The 20,717-nt window shown below is 34.0% G+C and carries 17 protein-coding genes; 4 read left to right on the forward strand and 13 right to left on the reverse strand.

Going from position 1 to position 20,717, the window contains the following annotated elements; all coding sequences use genetic code 11:
- Positions 1 to 2: 2 nt before the first annotated feature.
- The 3 genes from IEV10_RS00580 to IEV10_RS00590 all read left to right on the forward strand — a co-directional run bounded on the left by IEV10_RS00580 (position 3) and on the right by IEV10_RS00590 (position 3,122).
- Positions 3 to 617 (forward strand): deoxynucleoside kinase, encoded by a 615-nt coding sequence (locus IEV10_RS00580; protein ID WP_188372750.1) that lies wholly within the window; start codon positions 3 to 5, stop codon positions 615 to 617.
- A gap of 144 nt (positions 618 to 761) precedes the next feature.
- Positions 762 to 2,378 carry a glutamate synthase-related protein gene (locus IEV10_RS00585; RefSeq protein ID WP_188372751.1) on the forward strand — a complete coding sequence of 539 codons (1,617 nt, stop codon included), beginning with the start codon at positions 762 to 764 and terminating at the stop codon, positions 2,376 to 2,378.
- Between the two features lie 3 nt (positions 2,379 to 2,381).
- Entirely contained in the window at positions 2,382 to 3,122 is a 741-nt protein-coding gene (locus IEV10_RS00590; protein WP_188372752.1) for a hypothetical protein, read from the forward strand.
- On the opposite strand, the gene IEV10_RS00595 is transcribed toward IEV10_RS00590, so the two are convergent.
- From IEV10_RS00595 to IEV10_RS00640, 10 genes are all read right to left on the reverse strand, one after another.
- Positions 3,112 to 4,089: an App1 family protein phosphatidate phosphatase gene (locus IEV10_RS00595; RefSeq protein WP_188372753.1), complete on the reverse strand. Its 978-nt coding sequence runs from the start codon at positions 4,087 to 4,089 to the stop codon at positions 3,112 to 3,114. The genes IEV10_RS00590 and IEV10_RS00595 overlap by 11 nt on opposite strands.
- Before the next feature lie 74 nt (positions 4,090 to 4,163).
- Complete coding sequence (locus IEV10_RS00600) at positions 4,164 to 6,572, reverse strand: sodium-translocating pyrophosphatase (protein WP_188372754.1); 2,409 nt, start codon at positions 6,570 to 6,572, stop codon at positions 4,164 to 4,166.
- Positions 6,573 to 6,695: 123 nt separating this feature from the next.
- Positions 6,696 to 7,223 (reverse strand): inorganic diphosphatase, encoded by a 528-nt coding sequence (locus IEV10_RS00605; protein ID WP_188372755.1) that lies wholly within the window; start codon positions 7,221 to 7,223, stop codon positions 6,696 to 6,698.
- Positions 7,224 to 7,295: 72 nt separating this feature from the next.
- Positions 7,296 to 8,135, reverse strand: a complete 840-nt coding sequence (locus IEV10_RS00610) for a pseudouridine synthase (RefSeq protein ID WP_188372756.1) — start codon at positions 8,133 to 8,135, stop codon at positions 7,296 to 7,298.
- A 41-nt stretch (positions 8,136 to 8,176) separates the two neighbouring features.
- Positions 8,177 to 9,124 carry a carbon-nitrogen hydrolase family protein gene (locus IEV10_RS00615; protein WP_188372757.1) on the reverse strand — a complete coding sequence of 316 codons (948 nt, stop codon included), beginning with the start codon at positions 9,122 to 9,124 and terminating at the stop codon, positions 8,177 to 8,179.
- A 1-nt stretch (position 9,125) separates the two neighbouring features.
- On the reverse strand, positions 9,126 to 10,028 hold the full coding sequence (locus IEV10_RS00620) for a geranylgeranylglycerol-phosphate geranylgeranyltransferase (RefSeq protein ID WP_188372758.1): 903 nt from the start codon (positions 10,026 to 10,028) through the stop codon (positions 9,126 to 9,128).
- A 4-nt stretch (positions 10,029 to 10,032) separates the two neighbouring features.
- On the reverse strand, positions 10,033 to 10,962 hold the full coding sequence (locus IEV10_RS00625) for a mevalonate kinase family protein (RefSeq protein ID WP_188372759.1): 930 nt from the start codon (positions 10,960 to 10,962) through the stop codon (positions 10,033 to 10,035).
- A gap of 13 nt (positions 10,963 to 10,975) precedes the next feature.
- Positions 10,976 to 12,067: a diphosphomevalonate decarboxylase gene (locus IEV10_RS00630; protein WP_188372760.1), complete on the reverse strand. Its 1,092-nt coding sequence runs from the start codon at positions 12,065 to 12,067 to the stop codon at positions 10,976 to 10,978.
- A 33-nt stretch (positions 12,068 to 12,100) separates the two neighbouring features.
- Positions 12,101 to 12,646 (reverse strand): DUF1697 domain-containing protein, encoded by a 546-nt coding sequence (locus IEV10_RS00635; protein ID WP_188372761.1) that lies wholly within the window; start codon positions 12,644 to 12,646, stop codon positions 12,101 to 12,103.
- Positions 12,643 to 13,869, reverse strand: coding sequence for a BaiN/RdsA family NAD(P)/FAD-dependent oxidoreductase (locus tag IEV10_RS00640; RefSeq protein WP_229719553.1), 1,227 nt, complete (start codon positions 13,867 to 13,869; stop codon positions 12,643 to 12,645). Before IEV10_RS00640 ends, IEV10_RS00635 begins: the two co-directional genes overlap by 4 nt.
- A 58-nt stretch (positions 13,870 to 13,927) precedes the next feature.
- On the opposite strand from IEV10_RS00640, the gene IEV10_RS00645 reads away from it, so the two are divergent.
- The gene (locus IEV10_RS00645) at positions 13,928 to 14,773 is read left to right on the forward strand and encodes an NHL repeat-containing protein (protein ID WP_188372762.1); all 846 of its coding nucleotides are present in this window, start codon (positions 13,928 to 13,930) and stop codon (positions 14,771 to 14,773) included.
- A gap of 56 nt (positions 14,774 to 14,829) precedes the next feature.
- Here IEV10_RS00645 and IEV10_RS00650 read toward each other — a convergent pair whose 3' ends face one another.
- The 3 genes from IEV10_RS00650 to egtB all read right to left on the reverse strand — a co-directional run bounded on the left by IEV10_RS00650 (position 14,830) and on the right by egtB (position 20,714).
- Positions 14,830 to 18,525, reverse strand: coding sequence for a metallophosphoesterase (locus IEV10_RS00650; protein WP_188372763.1), 3,696 nt, complete (start codon positions 18,523 to 18,525; stop codon positions 14,830 to 14,832).
- An 85-nt stretch (positions 18,526 to 18,610) separates the two neighbouring features.
- Positions 18,611 to 19,549: an L-histidine N(alpha)-methyltransferase gene (locus IEV10_RS00655; RefSeq protein ID WP_188372764.1), complete on the reverse strand. Its 939-nt coding sequence runs from the start codon at positions 19,547 to 19,549 to the stop codon at positions 18,611 to 18,613.
- Position 19,550: 1 nt separating this feature from the next.
- A complete protein-coding gene (gene egtB, locus IEV10_RS00660) occupies positions 19,551 to 20,714 on the reverse strand; it encodes an ergothioneine biosynthesis protein EgtB (RefSeq protein WP_188372765.1) in 1,164 nt (387 codons plus the stop codon).
- Positions 20,715 to 20,717: the final 3 nt, after the last annotated feature.

The raw sequence follows: 20,717 nt of genomic DNA on the forward strand, positions 1-20,717 counted from the left end.
TTATGCATGTTGCTATTGCGGGGAATATCGGCGCAGGAAAAACTACGCTCACAAAATTACTAGCCAAACATTACAAATGGGAAGCGCAACTTGAAGATGTTGTAGACAATCCATATCTAGATGATTTTTATAACCAGATGGAGCGCTGGAGCTTTAATTTACAAGTCTATTTCTTAAATAGTAGATTCCGTCAAGTCAATCAAATTCAACAAGGAAAAAAAGATATTATACAAGATAGAACCATCTATGAAGATGCTTTTATTTTTGCACCTAATCTACATGCAATGGGTCTAATGACCAATCGTGATTTTGAAAATTACTCATCTCTTTTTGAGCTAATGGAATCTTTTGTAAAAGGTCCAGATTTATTAATTTACCTGCGTAGTTCTATTCCAAATTTGGTTGCTCAAATTCATAAGAGAGGACGTGACTACGAAAACACGATTAGTATTGATTATTTAAGTCGACTTAATGAGCGTTACGAAGCCTGGATTAGTAAATACACTAAAGGCAACCTTTTAATTATTGATGTAGACGACCTAGATTTTGTTTCAAATCCCGAAGATTTAGGAGGCATTATTAATAAAATTGATGCAGAAATTAACGGTTTGTTTTAAGATTACTCTTAGTTATTTTTTAATTAATTAAAATCATAGGCTCAAAACCTATACAATAACTATACAGCTATGACTTAGTTGTAATATGCCATTGTTGTTTTACGTACAAAGATTGTAACTTACAGAATCTAAACAATTCACCAAATGGCAAATCGAAAGATTGAAATCGCAAAACTATCAGAACTTAAAGATAAGCAACCTGCTTATGCACTAGTCAAAAACACAGACTTAGTAATTATAAAACATGAAAAAGGCATCTCAGTTCTCTATGGACGATGTCATCATCGTGGCGCTTTGTTAGCAGATGGTTATATTGAAGGTCATAACCTCATCTGCGGTGTTCATCATTGGGATTATAGATATGATACTGGAGTAAGTGAATATAATAATGAAGAGCAACTACATAAATTTCAAGAATATATTGATGGGGATTCGTTGTTGATTGACGAAGATGAAATCATAAATTTTGAAACTAATCACCCGCAACCATTTAATCGCGATGAATACTTAGGCACATACGCAGACACTCATCCCGAAGATACTGAACCTTACACAGGTTACATAAAAGAGTTAGCCAAAAATGGTTTAAAAAATATTGGTCATCATGGATTTTCCGCATCAATGGGAGTTGACAGAAACACACTCCCAAAATGGAATGATATTCAATTTTTACCGGCACAACTGGCTACTCGTCCTCTATTAGATGAAGACGACGTCGCTACAAAAGTAATTATAGGACCAAATGCAAAGAAACCCTTGGAATTAGACATCCCTTTATTTGTTTCTGATATGAGTTTTGGGGCATTATCTCGAGAAGCAAAAATAGCATTGAGTAAAGGTGCAGAAATGGCTGGAACTGGCATTTGTTCTGGTGAAGGCGGTATGCTTCCTGAAGAGCAAGAAAGTAACTCAAGATACTTTTACGAATTAGCTTCAGCTCAATTTGGCTTTTCTTGGGATAAATTAGATAATGTCCAAGCATTTCATTTTAAGGGTGGTCAAGGTGCAAAAACAGGAACTGGAGGTCATTTGCCAGGAAATAAAGTAAGTGCCGAAATTGCAGAAGTTAGAGGACTAAACGAAGGTGAAACGGCAATATCTCCCGCAGCAAATCCCAATTTTTATACAGCGCAAGATTTTAAAGATTTTGGAGATAAGGTAAGAGAACGTACTGGTGGCATACCTATTGGTTTTAAAATTGCAGCTAGCCATATTGAAAAGGACATTCAGTTTGCGTTAGACGCTGGTGTAGATTATATTATTCTAGATGGTCGCGGTGGTGGAACAGGCTCTGCGCCTACCATATTAAGAGATCACATCAATGTCCCAACTATTCCTGCATTAGCAAGAGCAAGAAAATATTTAGATAAAGTAGGCGCAAAGAACATCAGTCTAATTATAACAGGTGGCTTAAGAGTTGCTGAAGATTTTGCTAAAGCAATGATGCTTGGTGCTGATGCCATTGCAGTTTCAAATTCTGCATTACAAGCCATCGGCTGTTTAGGTATGCGAGCTTGCGGGACCAACAATTGCCCTGTTGGCATAGCTACTCAAAAAGAAACGTTGAGAAGCAGATTAATTATTCAGTCTTCGGCAAAGCAATTATATAATTATTTTAATGCCACAAATGATTTGATAAAAGTTGTTGCTAGAGCATGTGGTTATGATGATATTTCAAAATTCAACCCTAATGATCTTTCTACATTTGACTATGACATGCATAAACTCACTGGTATTAATTATGCTGGTATAAAATTTTAATTAATGAGACAAACAATGCATTTGACCGCACAGTATTTAGCAACTGCGGCGATAAGTTTTATCGAAAAAAAAGCTGATGATAGTCATACCAATTTAGGCTGGACAAATCATAATCTAGTAACACATCCATTTCCTAATGGAGATAAATTAGGGCTTAATTACGAAAATTTTTCATTAGAGTGGATAGCACAAAATGGAAATAAAGAGCATTTCCTTTTAGATGGAAAAACACATAAGGACATTGTATACTGGATATCTCTTACAAGTATAAATAATGGAATTACAAAACCATATAGTTATAATCTACATTATGAAATTCCAAATAACATAATTGAAAATTCTTATCAATTTCAATTAGCTCAACAGAATGAACTTAGCCAATTAATTAAAAATAGAGATTTGGCTTTAGATGTAATATCTAATGTTTTACAATCTAACAACTACAAATCCCCTATTAGAATCTGGCCTCATCATTTTGACACTGGCGCTTTTTTTTATATTAATGAGAATCTGTCTATCGGAATTGGAATGGCAATGCCAGATACGTTAATTAATGACTTTTATTTTTATATAAGTGGCTATAATGGTCATGATTCAGTAGATATTATCAACCCAACTTCGCATAAAAATTACTATGGTGATAGCTGGAAGGGATTTGCGTTGTCTATTAAAAACCTTAATAAAGAAGCTGCTATTGATTTTTGTAAAACTGCAATTAATACATATAAAAAATCTATAAAATAAAATTATGCTTTTTAGCATGCTCAATCGCTTGTTTACTATCGTCAACGATTAAAACCGGCAGCTCTTTATAATCTTTAAATAGATTCTGAATACGTTTCATTCTTTTTTTATGATCTACACTACGTAGGTATATTGCGGCTATTCTATTTGGGAATTTTTTGACGACATCTAAATAAATATAGGCATCTTTTTCACCACAATCTCCAATAAGTATAAAGTTTAAATTCGGATATGTATTTAAAATATTGTACACCTCATGATATTTATGTGCCAATTCTGGCTTTGGTGTCTTATCGAACGGTGTACGAAAATCACGTAATAAAATTGGCCCTTTAGGGAATGTATTAGATTTCAGAAAGAATGCCAAATAACGATACAAATTCCAAGGGCTATTACTCACATAAAAAATAGGATTTACAGTATTGTGAAGCAATTTGTAAAACTCTACGGTACCTTCTAAAGCTTTTCGTTTTAAAGGCGTTTTAAAAAGTGTATTAACAATAACTTTCCACTTTAATCTTGAAGTTACACCTGTATACAAAATGGTATCATCAATATCACTAATAACACCAAATTGTGCATTATCTGATGGTACTAACATTTCACCAGTAAACTGATTATTTAATTGTATTTGACGTGTTATGGTTTCATCGTTATAACTTACTGTATAGTCTAACCAACCTTCACTATCAGTATTAATATCAATTTCTGAGGTAGTATCTTTTAAGTAATAGCCTTCAGCATCTGTTTTTAATTCAAAATTAGTGTTATGAATATTAATTTGAATGACCGCATTTCGGATTTCGTCTGTTTCAAAACGCTTCCAAGAATTAACCAGAAGATTAAACCAGCCTTTCTTTGACAAATCTATATCCTCATCCTCCAATGCCCGACCTCGTAAATACAAATGGTTCTTGGTACCATATGTTAAAAACGGGATAATTTGTAGGGGGTCTTTTTTTAGCATTACCCAAATATAAAAAAACCACGCTTTCTTTTAACTTAAGAAAGCGTGGTTTATTTATTTAGATTTGAAAATTACTATTTCGTAATTTCTACCTTTTTTACTTTACTCTTTAAATAAGCTTTAGAATTTTCAAAAGCTACAAGCTTGGCTTCAACTTCTTCTATAGTGCCTTTGATTATTTTTTCACTTACAACTTCTTTCCCTTTTACAAAAGCAGTATGAGTAATTTTAGCCATTGCTATATCATCTGACCCTACAGACATCTCTATATTAATCTCACTCTGCCTATTAGCTAAACCTTCTTCAATAGAATGACCTCCTAAAATTGGTGCTATTACTAAACCTATTAAACATGTTAGCTTAATTAAAATATTCATAGATGGTCCAGATGTATCTTTAAAAGGGTCACCAACAGTATCTCCAGTTACTGCTGCCTTGTGTGCATCAGAACCTTTATATGTCATTTCACCATTTATTTCAACTCCAGCTTCAAAAGACTTCTTAGCATTATCCCATGCACCACCTGCATTATTTTGGAAAATCGCCCAAAGCACACCACTAACAGATACCCCAGCCATATAACCCCCAAGCATTTCTGCTACTAGTTTATGATTCTCTGGATAGATTAAAATTCCTACTAATACGATTACAATTGGAAAACCGATAGTTAATATTCCCGGCAACAACATTTGTTTTAGAGAGGCTTTAGTAGAGATATCTACACATTTATCGTATTCTGGTTTTCCTGTACCTTCCATGATGCCAGGAATTTCTTTAAACTGCCTTCTTACTTCTTCTACCATTTCCATAGCAGCTTTCCCTACAGAACTCATAGCTAATGCAGAGAATACAACTGGCACCATTCCTCCAACAAAAAGCATTGCCAATACAGGTGCCTTAAAGATGTTAATACCGTCGATATCAGTAAACGTTACATAGGCCGCGAATAGTGCTAATGCTGTTAATGCTGCAGAAGCAATTGCAAAACCTTTACCTGTTGCTGCAGTTGTATTACCTACAGAATCAAGGATATCTGTACGCTCTCTAACAATTGGTTCTTGCTCACTCATCTCTGCAATACCGCCAGCGTTATCAGCAATAGGTCCAAATGCATCAATAGCCAATTGCATTGCTGTTGTTGCCATCATTGCTGATGCTGCCATTGCTACACCATAAAATCCTGCAAAGGCGTATGAAGCCCATATAGCAACAGCAAATAATAATACAGAGCTAAATGTAGAAATCATACCTGTTGCCAAACCTGCAATTATGTTTGTGGCTGCACCAGTACTTGATTGTTGTACGATATTTAAGATTGGCTTTTTACCTAATCCTGTGTAATATTCTGTAAAAGAAGAAATAGCGCCTCCTACAACTAACCCTACTAAGGTTGCATAGAATACTCGCATTGAAGAGATTTCCTGTAAACCTTCTCCAAAGAATTCCATTTTCATTGTCTCAGGAAGCATCCATGTTACCAAACCAAAACAAGCCGCTGCTACTAAAGCAATAGATGTCCAGTTACCAATATTAAGGGCTTTTTGCACTTGAGCTTCTTTTGCATCGTTAGAAGAAATTTTAACTAAGAATGTTCCAATAATTGAAATAATAATTCCAGCTCCAGCAATAGCCATTGGTAATAAGATTGGTCCAATACCTCCAAATGCATCAGTAATAGCACCGCCCATATCTTTAATGATATAATTACCTAGTACCATTGCAGCCAAAACAGTTGCTACATATGACCCAAATAAATCAGCGCCCATTCCGGCAACATCACCAACATTATCACCCACATTATCTGCAATTGTTGCAGGGTTACGGGGATCATCTTCAGGAATACCTGCTTCTACTTTACCAACTAAATCGGCACCTACATCTGCTGCTTTTGTATAGATACCTCCACCTACGCGTGCAAATAATGCAATAGACTCAGCTCCCAGAGAGAAACCTGCTAGTGTTTCTAATACCAATGTCATATCGGTAGTGTTTGTCCACTCGCCTCCCATAAACATTTTGTAGAAAAGGATAAAAAACGCCGTTAAACCTAATACAGCTAAACCTGCAACACCAAGTCCCATAACTGTTCCACCACCAAACGAAATGTTTAATGCTTTTGGTAAACTCGTCTTTGCTGCTTGCGTAGTTCTTACATTAGTTTTTGTAGCTATACGCATACCTATATTACCTGCTACTGCAGAAAATACAGCTCCGATAATAAAAGCGATAATAATTAAGTAACTTGTAGACTCTACAACTGTTGCAACACCAGCTAATGCTATACTTGCTCCGATTACAAAAAAAGTTAAGAGTTTGTATTCTGCTTTTAAGAACGCAAGAGCACCTACATAAATATGATCAGATATCTCTTTCATCTTACCATCACCTGCATCTTGTTTCATAACCCAAGAGCGCTTTATAAGCATATAAATTAAACCTAAAATAGCCAGAACTATTGGCATCCAAATCATGTATGATTCCATATTGTTTTTATTTAATTTGATTAGTTTTTTAGCTGGGCAAATGTAGTAAAATGATACCTAATAAGAAAGTCCTTCTGCATTGCTTGCAAAAGGACTTTTTTTTAATACAATCTTTACATCTACCTAAATCGTAAAATCGCCATTAGTTTTATGTTCGCTATTTTCATAACGCTCTACACATTTATTAAGGATATCGTAAGCTTCTTTAGCATCACCCCAACCACCAACATCTACTTTTTTCTTTTCAAGATCTTTATACACTTGAAAGAAGTGTGTAATTTCTTTTTTACGATGTGGATTTAAATCTGATATATCCTCGTAGCTATTCCAAATAGGGTCAGTAACTGGCACGCAGATTAGTTTTTCATCTGGACCTTTTTCGTCAGCCATATGAAAAACCCCAATTGGTTTAACCTCCATTACACACATGGGAAATGTTGGCTCTGTACCCATGACTAGTACGTCTAATGGATCGCCATCCAATGCTAAAGTCTCAGGAATAAACCCATAATCTCCAGGATACATCATTGACGAGAACAACATACGATCAAAACGTATTTTATTAAGCTCAAAGTCATACTCGTACTTATTACGACTTCCTTTAGGAATTTCTATTAATACATCGAAAGTTAATTTTCCGCTAACTGTCATAATATCTAATTTTTAAAAAGGGGTGCAAAGATAGTTTAATGTTTGATTACAAAAACAATTTTCGAATATTTATTAGAGCATTTTTAAAGTATTAACCTCTTGTATGGTCAAATGTTTCCAATGACCTCTAGGAATATCTTTCTTAGTCAGGTGTCCTATTGAAACGCAGTCTATTTTTACTAAATCGTATTTAAGTTCATCAAAAATAGCACGTAAAATAGTATTACCTGTATTTTTAATTTTTATACCGATTTTATTTTTTGACTCACCGTCAATATAGCTTATTTCTTCTACTGAAATAAGTTTTCCTTTAATCTTAAAACCTTCTTTTATTTTTTTGAAGTCTTCAAACTTTAAATTTTTATCTAACTCAACTTGAAATAATCGTGCAACCCCATTTTTAGAATTGGTAAATTTCTGTACAACTTCATCATCATTAGTAAATAACAACAAGCCTAAAGAATTACGCCCTAAGCGACCAATGGGCTTTATTCTAGCGCTAGTAGCATTCGACACTAAATCCATCACGGTTCTACCTTTACCTTCAGCAGTTGTAGTTGCAAAACCTTTTGGTTTATTTAGTAACACATAAGCCTTTGGTTCTGGATTAATACGACGACCATCGAAACGTACTTCGTCAGTTGGTTTTACTTTATAACCCATCTCGGTAACTACTTTACCGTTTACAGTTACCAAACCTATAGAAATATTTTCATCAGCTTCACGGCGAGAGCACATCCCAGAATTTGCAATGTATTTGTTAAGACGAATTTCGTCTGGATTAGATGGTTTTTTAGGGGTCGTCTTTTTTCTAGTCGCAGAATACTGTCTAGAAAATGACTTCTTTCCTCCTACGGATTTCTGTTTTCCGTCTCTCTTTCCTTTCCCTTTATTACCTTGCTGTCTCGTCATGACTAAATTTTTTGCAAAGGTAATACAATAGTTTACATGTACTACTTTATTTCCACAGTTGTTTGACGCTCAGTATTGACCGTTAATTTTGTAACATCTGGTCGCGAATAATGTCCAACGACATCAAAGTTTTGTCGCTCCTCTAAAACGCGATTAAAATCTATTGTCTCATAGATTAATCCATCCTTATGTAAAACGGGTTCTACAATCCATTCGCCATCTGGCCCTGCAATACAACTACCGCCATTGGCTAAAGTATCTGGCGCATTTTTTATGATTTCATTGTAATAAGGTGTGTCTTTAGGAAAGTCTGACTTTGCCATTAGACTAGATACAGAGACCACATAAGAACGTGACTCTCTTGCTATAAATCGTGTAATGTCTTTCGTATTATGGTCACTTCCTGGCCAAACGGCGATATGCAAATTTTCGCCTTGCCCGTACAATGCAGTTCTTGGTAGTGGCATCCAGTTTTCCCAACAGTTTAATCCACCAACTGTAAATGCTTTGAGCGGATGTACTTTTAATCCATTACCATCTCCTGGTGCCCATGTTAAGCGCTCATCATAAGTTGGCTGTAGCTTTCTATGTACAGACTCTACACTACCTTCTTGATTTATATAAACCAAAGATGCATAAATACTATGCCCACCACGGTCTTCAGGGCGTTCCATAATTCCTAAATAAATCGCAATATTGTGCGCTTTTGCTAGTTTACAAACCGAGTCTAGCTCGCCTTTTTCTATACAGATAGAATTATTGACATAATGCGCGTGAAGCTTTTTATTAACATCCGTATTCCATTCGGCTCCTCCTGTTAAGGCCAACCAAAATGGATAACCCGGCAATAATGCTTCTCCAAAAACAATAAGTTCTGCTTGTTCTTTTGCTGCATCACTAATAGATTTTTCAATTTTCTGAAGTGTTGCAGATTTATCTAACCAAACTGGTGCAATCTGCGCCATTGCGATTTTAAGGGAGGTATTCATTTTAGAGTCGATTTAAAACAAGATTAATATTTATAAGTATAATTGAAAATACTCCAGCTACAATAATAAACTTTAGAATATTATGAAGCCATAGATAGTGGGCTCTCCTATTAGATTTCCATAGCAGTAGTAGAAAAATAAGCAGTAAAATTACACTCGCATAGAAGAAATAATACATATGCCCAATTTCAAAATAAAAGACAAGTATCATTGCAGTGGTACAAGTGACTACTAATGCACCCGTCAATAAGTATTTTGAAATTTTTTCGCCATAAACTACAGGAATCGTTCTATAGTTTAATGCCAAATCGCCTTTAATGTTTTCTAAATCCTTTGTTAATTCTCTCATCGAAATCAGCATAAACAGAAATAGTGCATGAACAAAAACTACCAATTCAAAATTTTTGTAGTAGATGAATATGGCAAAAAATGGAGTTACTGTTAATATCGCCGAAACCAAATTACCTGTAATTGGCATTTTCTTCAGCTTGTGTGAATAAAACCAAATAGCAAAAATGTAAAGTGCAAAGAAAATTACTGCTCTAAAAGATACGTAACTCACAAAGATAATGGCTAAAAAATTTAGCGTAAAATAAATAGATAGCTTGGTATTTTGACTTACCAATCTATCCAGCATACTTTTATTAGGACGATTAATTAAATCTTTTTCAGAGTCGTAAAAATTATTGATAATATAACCTGATGCTATGACCGCAGATGACGCTAAGACTAGCATTAAGAGATAAATATCAAATAATACATCTTTTAAATGAAAATGAGGTGCAAAAATATAAATAGATGCCAAATACTGTGCTATAACTACTATGAGAATATTATACCCGCGAACAACAGAAAAGAGACTAAAAACCTTTAAAACGAAGTGTTTTTGAGCCCTAGATAACATGAATTTAGAAATTGTAAACGACTTCTAGCTTTTGGCCTTTGAGTGCTTCCTTGGCTCTGTCTATATTTTCAGTAAATCCAAGAATATAACCTCCGCCACCAGAACCACAAAGTTTTAAATAATAGTCGTTGGTTTCGATACCTTTTTTCCATAAAGCATGGAATTGTTTTGGTATCATTGGTTTAAAGTTATTAAACACTACTTTAGATAATTGCTTAGTATTTTTGAATAAAGACTTTATATCACCTTTTAAGAAATCGTCCACACAAGCATCTGTATGTTTTATAAACTGCTCTTTAAGCATACTTCGAAACCCTTCATTTTTCATATTTTCCATAAAAATACTTACCATCGGCGCTGTTTCTCCAACAATACCACTATCTAATAAAAAGACTGCACCTTTGCCTTCACTTTTTTGAGATGGGATCCCAGTAGCTTCAATATTATCCTGAGAATTAATAAGAATAGGAAGACTCAAATAACTATTTAATGGATCGAGACCAGAAGATTTCCCATGGAAAAAAGACTCCATAGCTGAGAAGATTGATTTTAATTTCAACAGCTTCTCTCGAGTTAAGTTTTCTAGAACTGTAATTTTATCTGAAGCATATTTATCATATATAGCCGCTACTAATGCACCACTACTTCCTACACCATAACCTTGAGGTATTGATGAGTCGAAATACATTCCTGAATCAACATCTGATTGTAACTTCTCAAAATCGAAAACCACTAAATTCGTATCTAACCTTTTTAAATATGCAACAAATCGTTTTAAACTTTCGTTAGATTGTTTTGCATCTTCAGAAGGGTTTTCATCCAATTTAAGCGCCCCGTTATAGAAATTATAAGGGATTGATAAACCTTTAGAATCTTTTATAATTCCGTATTCACCGAATAACAAAATTTTGGAATAAAATAGGGGACCTTTCATAGCTAGCTCTTAGTTAATCAGAAATATGCGCTAGTTTTTTAGCACCTTTTCCAACTGTATCACAAATATAGTGACCATTTTGGCAATACGCAACCAACTCGGTCTTAATGAATTCATAAACTTTATCAGCTTCAGCCTTTGGAAATAAGACATGTACATTAGCACCTGCATCTAAAGTGAAACAAATATTAGAGCCTGTTTCTACTCTAAACTGCCAGATTTTATTAATAATTTCTAGCGTATTTGGTTTCATTAATATAAAGTATGGCATGCTCGTCATCATCATCGCATGTAAGGTCAAGGCTTCACTTTCAACAATTTCTATAAATCGTTTTTGGTTTCCAGATATGAGGACATCTTTTAATTCAGCCAAATGTTCATGTGCTTGCTCAAAACGTTTTTCAGCAAAAGGGTGACTAAACATTAACTTGTGGCCAACGGTACTGCTCACTTGCTTTTCTCCTTTATCCACTAATAAAATAGCATCTTGATAGTCTTTAAAATTTGGATGAATGTCTTCCGTAAACTTAACGCCGAATAAATCTGAACTTTCTGTTGATTTATTATTTCCCCAAACAACCAATTCTCCTTCTACACTTCTGCAGGCACTTCCTGAACCCAAACGTGCTAAAAAGGATGCTTTTTTGTTGAAATAAGATTCGTTCACTTCTAATTCGCTCAGTGAACATTCAATACTCATCAAGCACAAAGCCAAAGCACTCATCCCCGAAGCTGAAGATGCTATACCAGAACTATGTGGAAATGTATTTGACGTTTCAATTTTAAAATGAAAGTCTCTTAAAAACGGAACATAAGCTTCAATACGCTCAAAAAATGTTTGGATTTTTGGCTTGAAAGCTTCATTTATTTGGCCTTCAAAAATCACATCAAAACTAAAATTATCACCTTCTTTTTTGGTATAAGTGACTTCAGTAATTGTTTTGCAATTAGATAAGGTAAAACTTATTGAAGGATTTTCTGGGATTTGATTTTCGCGTTTTCCCCAATATTTTACTAGAGCAATATTACTTGGCGACTCCCATTTTACGCTACCGTTTTCAACGTTAGACGTATAGGATGTAAGTGTGAAATCTTGTTCTGTCATTCATAAAAATTGTTATGCAAAAATAGGCAAAATCTAAGGCTTACTCTTAATTTCTTTTACCATAGCTAACAATTTTAGCATCGTTTTATAATTTCTCGCTGTAGCATTGGCTTTAAGCTTACGCTCAAAGAAACTTGAGTTGAATTTTGTACGACCATAACCATTTGCAGAAAAGAAATAAATACAGTTGTCTGTAATATGAAATTCTTCACCACTGTAAGACAACTCTGAGACCTCTTCTAAACCTATTTTATCTGGGATGCTATCGAGCATCATAAAATAGCTTTTTTCTTTTTCTTCATTCTGAAAAGGACAGTTATCGAAAATGGCTTTTAATTGGTCATCAGTTTTGATAAGCGTTGTTACTTCAAAACCAAAATAATCTAAAATGGCTTTTTCAATGTTTGATTTGATATGTTTTGCAGTATCAGAAGACTGAAACACAACATTACCACTTTGTATATAAGTTTGCACATCTTTTAAGCCTGACTTAGACAGTAATTCTCGCAACTCAGCCATAAGGACTTTTCGGTGTCCACCGACATTAATACCCCTTAAAAGTGCTATATATATTTTCATTTTTTAGTTATAGATTGTGCAGCAATATACGCACTAGTCCACGCATTTTGGAAATTAAACCCACCTGTTACGGCATCTACATTGATAACCTCACCTGCAAAATATAGGTTTGGAATAGACTTACTCTCAAAGGTCTTAAAATTGATTTCTTTTAAATCTACGCCACCTGCTGTAACAAACTCTTCTTTAAACGTACTTTTTCCTGTAACTTTAAAAATGGCATTGGTAAGCTGACTTGCTAGAGCTTCTAGTTGATTTTTATCTAAATCTGCCCAACGTTCTTCTTCACTAATATTAGATGCTAGAACTAACTCTTTCCATAGACGTTTTGGCAAGTTAAACTGTGGTGCTTTATAGACTATTTTTTTAGCTAAGGTTAATTTCAATTCTTTTAAACCATTTAAACAATCCTCTGTATCCTGTTGAATAAAATTGACGCTTATTTTAAAGTTATAATTAAGTTTTGCCAATTCTACTGCACCAAAAGCAGACAATTTTAAAATTGCAGGCGCACTCATACCCACATGTGTAATTAGCAATGGCCCTTGAGATTCTAAATTTGTACCTAATACCTTAACCTCAACATTTTTTGCTACAACCCCAGGAATATCTTTAATACGTTCATCTCTAATATCAAAGGTAAATAATGAAGGTACTGGTGAAACAATAGTATGACCTAAGTCTTCTAAAAGATTCCAGATTTTAGGATTGCTCCCAGTGGCTATGATTATTTTTTTACAGGAAATATCTTCTTTACTGGTTTTTAAGGTAAACCCATATTCTTGTACATTAATTGATTTTACGGAGTAATTATACATCACATTTACATGATGCTTTTTTGCTTGATTTATAAAACAATCAACTATTGTTTGTGAGGAATTAGATACAGGAAACATACGACCATCTTCTTCAGTTTTAAGGGCAATACCACGTTCTTCGAACCAAGCAATAGTATCACCTGTCATAAACGTATGAAAAGGTCCTAGTAACTCTTTTTTGCCTCTAGGATAGTTTGTAACAAGTTCTGAAGGTATAAACTCGGCATGTGTTACATTGCAACGCCCACCTCCAGAAATTTTTACTTTTTGCAAACCTGTTTTTCCTCGCTCAAGAATAGCAATTGTAAGGTTTGGATTTTGCTCTGCAATATTAATAGCCGCAAAAAAACCTGCTGCACCGCCGCCAACAATTGCAATATCCAAATCTGAATTAAAATTCTTCAAAAAGTCAGTTCCTTAAAATTATCGCTGTAAATTTAGCATTATAAATTAGGAAGCCTTTATGCGTAAATACTTTTTTATTATTTGCTTATTAGCTCTTAGTTGTGAAACTGGAGAGCTTAAAGTTATAATGGATTTACCTGTTGACCTTAATGAAGTTTCTGGATTAGAAACTGATTCAAAAGACAGTCTGTTTTGGATGGTTAATGATAGTGGCAATAAACCTATTCTGTATGGCCTAAACCGAACTGGAGACATTATAAAAGTCATAAAAATAAAAGCTAAAAATAGAGATTGGGAAGATTTAACAATTGATCCAAAAGGTAATATTTATATAGGGAATTTTGGCAACAATGGTAATGATAGTGAGCAACTCTCTATATTAAAGATTACTGCAAAAGACTTGAGTAAAAATAAAGAATCTATTAAACCAAAGGTCATTAGTTTTACGTATCCCGAACAAAAAAAATTCCCTCCTAAGAAGAGCAAACGTCATTTTGATTGTGAAGCCTTTTTCTTTTACAAGGACTCTCTTTATCTTTTTACCAAAAGCCGTGCTCCTAAAAACCCAGGCAAAACTAACCTTTACAGATTACCTACAACAAAAGGAAATTATAAAGCTGAATATATAGATACATTTAATACATGTGACCAGTCTGAATGCTGGGTTACTTCAGCAGATATTAATGAAAAAGGCACTAAACTTGCGCTTCTGACTGAGAATTCTGTTTTGGTTTTCTCAAAACTAAAAGGAAATAAATTCTTTAAGTCTGACTATAAACGCTACGTGTTTGAGTATGCTTCTCAGAAAGAAAGTGTTGCTTTTAAAAACGATAGCACCCTTTATATTGCTGATGAGTATTTAGGTGTAATAGGCGGAAATGTATATGAATACAATATAGATTAGAAAACATAAAAAAGCCAGTGATTAATCACTGGTTTTTAAATTATATAAAGTGATTATCAGAATCCAAAACCTAATCTAAAGGCTAGTCGTAATCCGTCATCACTACTAAATGCAGAGACGTTAGCTGTAAACATACTATAAGCACTTACAAAAACACCACCTCCTGCAGATGTATTCCATCCACTTTCATTAAACATTGGATTTAGAACTCTATTATCATCTATCCATACGCGACCATAATCAAAGCCCCCATAAAAGCCTACATTAAAAGGTAAAAAATTGGCGCCTTTGCGTCTTAAGTTAAATCTTAAATCTGTACTCTGTACAAAAGATTGTTTACCTGCAAAACGCTCTCTCCTAAATCCGCGCAAGCCTTCAGAATCTCCCAATGTTGCTGCTTGATAAAACTCAAAATCATCGCCTAAGTTAATCTGACTTCTTAATTTAGTTGCTAATACTACACTTCCTTTATTCGTAATTTTATAATCAAAACCTAACTCAGGTATGATATATCCAAAACCTTTAGAGGTACTAACATTATTTTTGAAACCAGCTTCGAGACCAAATAGCATTCCTAAGGTTGGAAACGAGCTGCTATCTTTAATATCGTAGATATATTTTGCATGTGCACCATAAAAATCTTGCTTATCAAAAACGGCATCTGTTGGTGTTGTAATCGTTTCTAAATAACGACCTGGTGTACGATCTACCTCATTAGACTCATACGTAGCTCCAATCTCAAACTCAGATCCATATTGCGATTTCCAAACTAGTGCTGGTGAAACTCTTAAAGTTCTTATTTTAACTCTATTAAAATCTAATTCTATTGCATCGTTATCTGGTTCTAGGTTTGGTGTACTATTACCAAAACCAAAGAAGTTACGTGCAAAATTAGGACTTGTAAACCTGGCATCTATTTTAAGATTGGCCTGTCTTACGATATTAGCAAACTCTCCGGTGTAACCTATATCAAAACCACTAGTTGCAAAGAAATATCCTGCTGTAATTGTATGCCGTGATGAGAATGGATTTCTTTCAAACGTGTAGTTAGTTAATGTACTTGAAAAACCAATTTTAAAACCATCATCGGGATTAAAGCCAATCGATGGTACAGTTTGTATTGTATTATTTTTTAGCTTCTTGTAGTTATAGACATTTGTTTCATAATCATCCGTAAGTTTTCTTGAACCTTTATTAGTAACAAAAGTGTTCTTCTTTGATTTATAATCGTAATATTTAAGCTTCTTCCCATTCTTAATATCATAGGTATCATTATTCTGTCCGCCTATTAATCTAATTTTTATGAGTCGGTCGCCTTCTCCAAAAACGTTAAATACATCATCATCGTCCAAAGCATAAATCCAAATTTCTTTGGTTTGATTTCTACTAAAGGTACGTTCATGGAATATATCAGCTTTTTCACCATCTTTAATTCTATATGCCGTAACTTTTGTTTTTCCGTTTGGCATGCGCTCAATATCAAACCAATCGTCTTTGTTTGTTCCTTTTATGACTGAAAATTTAGCAACAACATCAAAATATCTGTCAGATATTTTTTGAAGATTTCCGCGTCTTGCTCTAAGCAATCTCTTAATTTCATCAACCTTACCATCCCTTACTTCCTCTGGTATATTTAAAAATGCCTTTTCTATAATAGCATCAGTTACATTATTTTGAATAAGACGTACTTGTTCATCCCAAACGTCTTTACCAGCGTCTTGAATTAACTCCATATCTAAAGGATATGGCTCCACATTAACACCTTTTACATCTACTAAGTCTTCATTATAACTTCTTAATAAACCAGCAGTAGGTATTAATTTTACAGCGGCAGTAAGCAAGAATCCATCACTCATCTTAGAAAATGCTTGATCCCTATCTCTTGGCATAGGGCGATACACTTTCTTGCCATTTTCTTTAAACTCTATCCAGCGCCATTGGTCTTGATGTCTATCCCAATCTCCAATAAGCATATCAAACAAACGTGCTTTAATATATGCCGCTTCATCAATGATAATATCTTCATCCTCATGAATCTTCTTCATCATATCTGTAGTGCTTATCAATGTATTACTATAACCGAAACTGGCTTTATCATTATGACCTTCAGAAGTATGTTCTTCAATCATATATAGTTCATCGCCGAAGTCAGAGTTAAAGTTGCCAAGCGCTTTTTGTTTAGGAATGTAATACAAGACAGGATTTGTATGGTACACTCCAATAGCATCAGCTAAATCTCCTACCACAAAAGGCGCATATGGGTGCGCACCTGTAAAGACATCTAGCAATAAATCTGATGCAAAACTATCATCCAATTTATCCCCTATATATTGGTCTTTAAACAAAATAGCTTGCAAGTATTGAGAGGCTTGTTTTTTTAATGCTCGCATTACATACTGACGACCTTCTTTATCTTCCAACCGTAAGGATTTTGACTGGTTACCACCACCTTTTCTAACAGGAAACACTCCGCCAAATAATGTGTCTAAACTTACTATTGGTGCTTTTACCTCAGTTCCAAATTGTTTACGATATCTGTCTCCCCAAAGAAACTTATGGAACCCTGATTTTTCTACTTCTTCATTTGTGTAAATTGAAGCGATTTTTTCTTTTGGAAAGCTCTCTGGATAGTCCTTTAAGTTTGCTTTTTGATTTGGCTTTAGAACTTCTGTCTGAAAAACTACCGCATCTTTTCCTGCTTCATAAAAACGAACAAAAGATGAACCATCTTTAAATACATCTAATCTTGCATAACCATTTGCGCCGTATGCAAATTGACCATTACCTATTAATCTTACAGCTGAAGCTTTAGAACCTGAGCCACTAATTATTTGCGGCAAGTCACTATTAACTAAATACTGAAGACTATGATCATGACCAGAAACAAAAACAGCTTTATCATTTTGTCTGGCTAGACTTACAACTCGTTTCTGAAGCTCGCTATACATCTTATTTTGTACATCTACATCAATAACACCTCCTGTTTTTCTTACGACATTTTTTAAAGTTCCTATTACGGGAAGCGGTTTCATATGACTTTTAAAAGAATATTGTCCCCCATGAGAACCATTATTAAACATTGGATGATGTAATGCTATTAATGTTGTTTTCCCTCTAGCTTTCTTTATTTCACTACCTAATTCTAGTAAAAAATCTGCTCTTGTTTTAATTTCGCAATCATCATTTATTGTTGGATGCTTATCCCAATTGGTGATATACCAATGCGAATCGATGAGGATTAAAACAACATCATCAGAAATCTTAACCCTTTCTATTGGGCAACCATTTTCAGGTAAAAATGTATTTTTACCCAGAGCGTCTTCTACAAATTTTTCTTGTTTCTTAAGGCCTTTTAATTGGCTATACCAGTCATGATTTCCTGGTATAAAAATTGTATTTCCTTTAAAGTTTTTAGCAGCATCTATCTGCACTTGTAGTCTATGCTTTACTAACTCTTCGCTCTCTTTATCTTTTAAATTAAATCCATTAGGATAAATATTATCTCCAAGAAAAATTGCAGTACTATTAGAGTTAGCTTGATTTAATGCCGCTTTAAAATCTTGAATGGCCAAATCTGTTTCTCCAAGTTTTGAATTACCCGCATCACCAATTAAATAAAAAGAATGCAATAACTCCTTATCTGTTGGATACTGGGCTACTTTTGATTGGTCTACTTGCATCTGCATAGTTGCACAACCACTTAAAAAAATAGTTAACAGAGGAAAAAGACTGAGCTTAAAATTTCTATTCATGGTAGAAATATTGGTTAGATTAATTATCTCTAAGATAATTAAAAGTTAGAAATATTAGTTGGACAAATTTCCTAGAAGATAATTATTATTTCTCCCAGAGACTATCTGTAAAGAAATGTTTACAGTCTAAGAAATTATAATTGAGTTTAAATTTTGTCTCTTCTGCTAATAACTTTATGTCTTGTAAACTATACTTTTTGGAAAGCTCAGTCCATATCAACTCATGATATCCAAAGTCAATGGTTTTGTTAAGCTTTTTAATATTTACTTTTTGTTCTCTTAGACTAACAAGATAGCTTTTTACTTCACCATTATCTGGATTATAATGACAGTAAAAATCGAAATCATCTACTTTAAAATCTGCATCTAACTCTCGATTAATACGTAGTAATAAATTGAGATTAAAACGTTTGGTTATACCGTGTTTGTCATAATACGCATTATGGATGGTTACTGGATTTTTCTTAAGATCCATACCAATAAGAAGCTTATCGCCATCTTTCATATTATCATTAAATAATTTCAAAAGTTCTATGGCCTTATCGTTTTGGTAGTTGCCAATATTAGATCCTAAAAACAATAATAAGCTAGGGTAAATACTTTCTCTATTAACTTTAAGGATTTCAAAATAATCACCGACTTGTGGTTTTATATTTAAATCTGGAAGACGTTCTTTAAGTCGTTTAGTTAAAATATCCATCGCTTCTTGCGAAATATCTATAGGTACATATTTGAAGTCTATCTTTTGATTAACCAAATTTTCTAATAGCTTAAATGTCTTAAAACCATCTCCAGCACCTAACTCTATAATATTAAAAGGTTGAGAAAATTCTAAAGCTTCTATTATTTGTCTGGATTGCATCGAGAGAATCTCAAATTCTGCATCGGTTAAATAATACTCGGGCATATTCATTATCTCTTGAAATATGCGACTTCCGTTATCGTCGTAAAAATATTTTGAAGACAAGTGCTTGTTTTTTGCCGTTAAACCAGCTAGCACATCTTTAGCGAATGTATCTGTCATCTTATTTAGCTAGTCGTATTCCAGAAAAATGCCATCTGGTATCAGGCGTAAAAAAGTTTCTGTAAGTTGGTCTACAATGGTATTTTGGTGTTGCTAATGAAGCGCCTCTCAGGACCATAGTATTCACCATAAATTTGCCGTTATACTCACCAATAGCACCTTCAGCTTTTTGATAGTTAGGATAAGGCAAATATGCACTATTGGTCCATTCCCAAAGTTGGCCATAGTTTAATTGTTTTGAAGCAACTTCCCATTCAAACTCTGTAGGTAAACGCATGCCTTTCCACTCAGCAAAAGCCCAAGCTTCATAAAAACTCACATGGTTAACAGGCAAATTTAAATCTACTTCAACAAGTCCTTTTAAAGTGTATTGCATCCAAATGCCTTTGTGTTTATGCCAATACATGGGAGATGTTATCTGTTCAGATTTTACCCAATCCCAACCATCAGCATGCCAAAGGTTAAAATTTGTGTAACCACCTGCTTCAATAAACTCAATGTACTCACCATTGGTAACCAATTTACTAGCAATTTTGCATTTATGAATATATGTTTTGTGAACTCCCAATTCATTATCAAAACAAAATTCTTTGCTTTTATGACCTATTTCATATACACCCTCATTGATTTCAATAAAACCATTATCAATCTCTTGTTGTAATTGAATGTTTGTTTCTAATGCCGGGAAGGCTGGTTGATTTCCGAATATGTATTTTATATCGTAGGTTAAGAGTTCTTGATGCTGCTGTTCATGCTGCATACCTATCTCAACTATTTCCAAAATATCTGCACTTAAATCTTCATCCAAAAATTCTGATAGGTGCTGACTTACATATCTTCTATAGTTAAATACATCATCAATTGTCGGGCGCGTCATATTACCTCTATTAGCCCTTAGAATACGATCTCCAACATTGTTATAATAACTATTAAAGCAATATGAAAAATCGTCACTAAACAAGCGATAATCTTTTTTATATTCTGATAAAACAAACTGTTCAAAAAACCAAGTCGTATGCCCTAAGTGCCACTTAGGAGGAGAAACATATGCAACAGGTTGAGTGGAAAAATCGTCTTTTTCTAGAGAGCTGCATATGCGCTCTGTATTTTTTCTAATCTCTAAAAAACGGTCTTTTAATGTTGATGTTACGGTTAGTACTTCCAAAAT

Origin of the sequence: Winogradskyella haliclonae, assembly GCF_014635865.1 — a bacterium.
GTDB lineage: Bacteria > Bacteroidota > Bacteroidia > Flavobacteriales > Flavobacteriaceae > Winogradskyella > Winogradskyella haliclonae.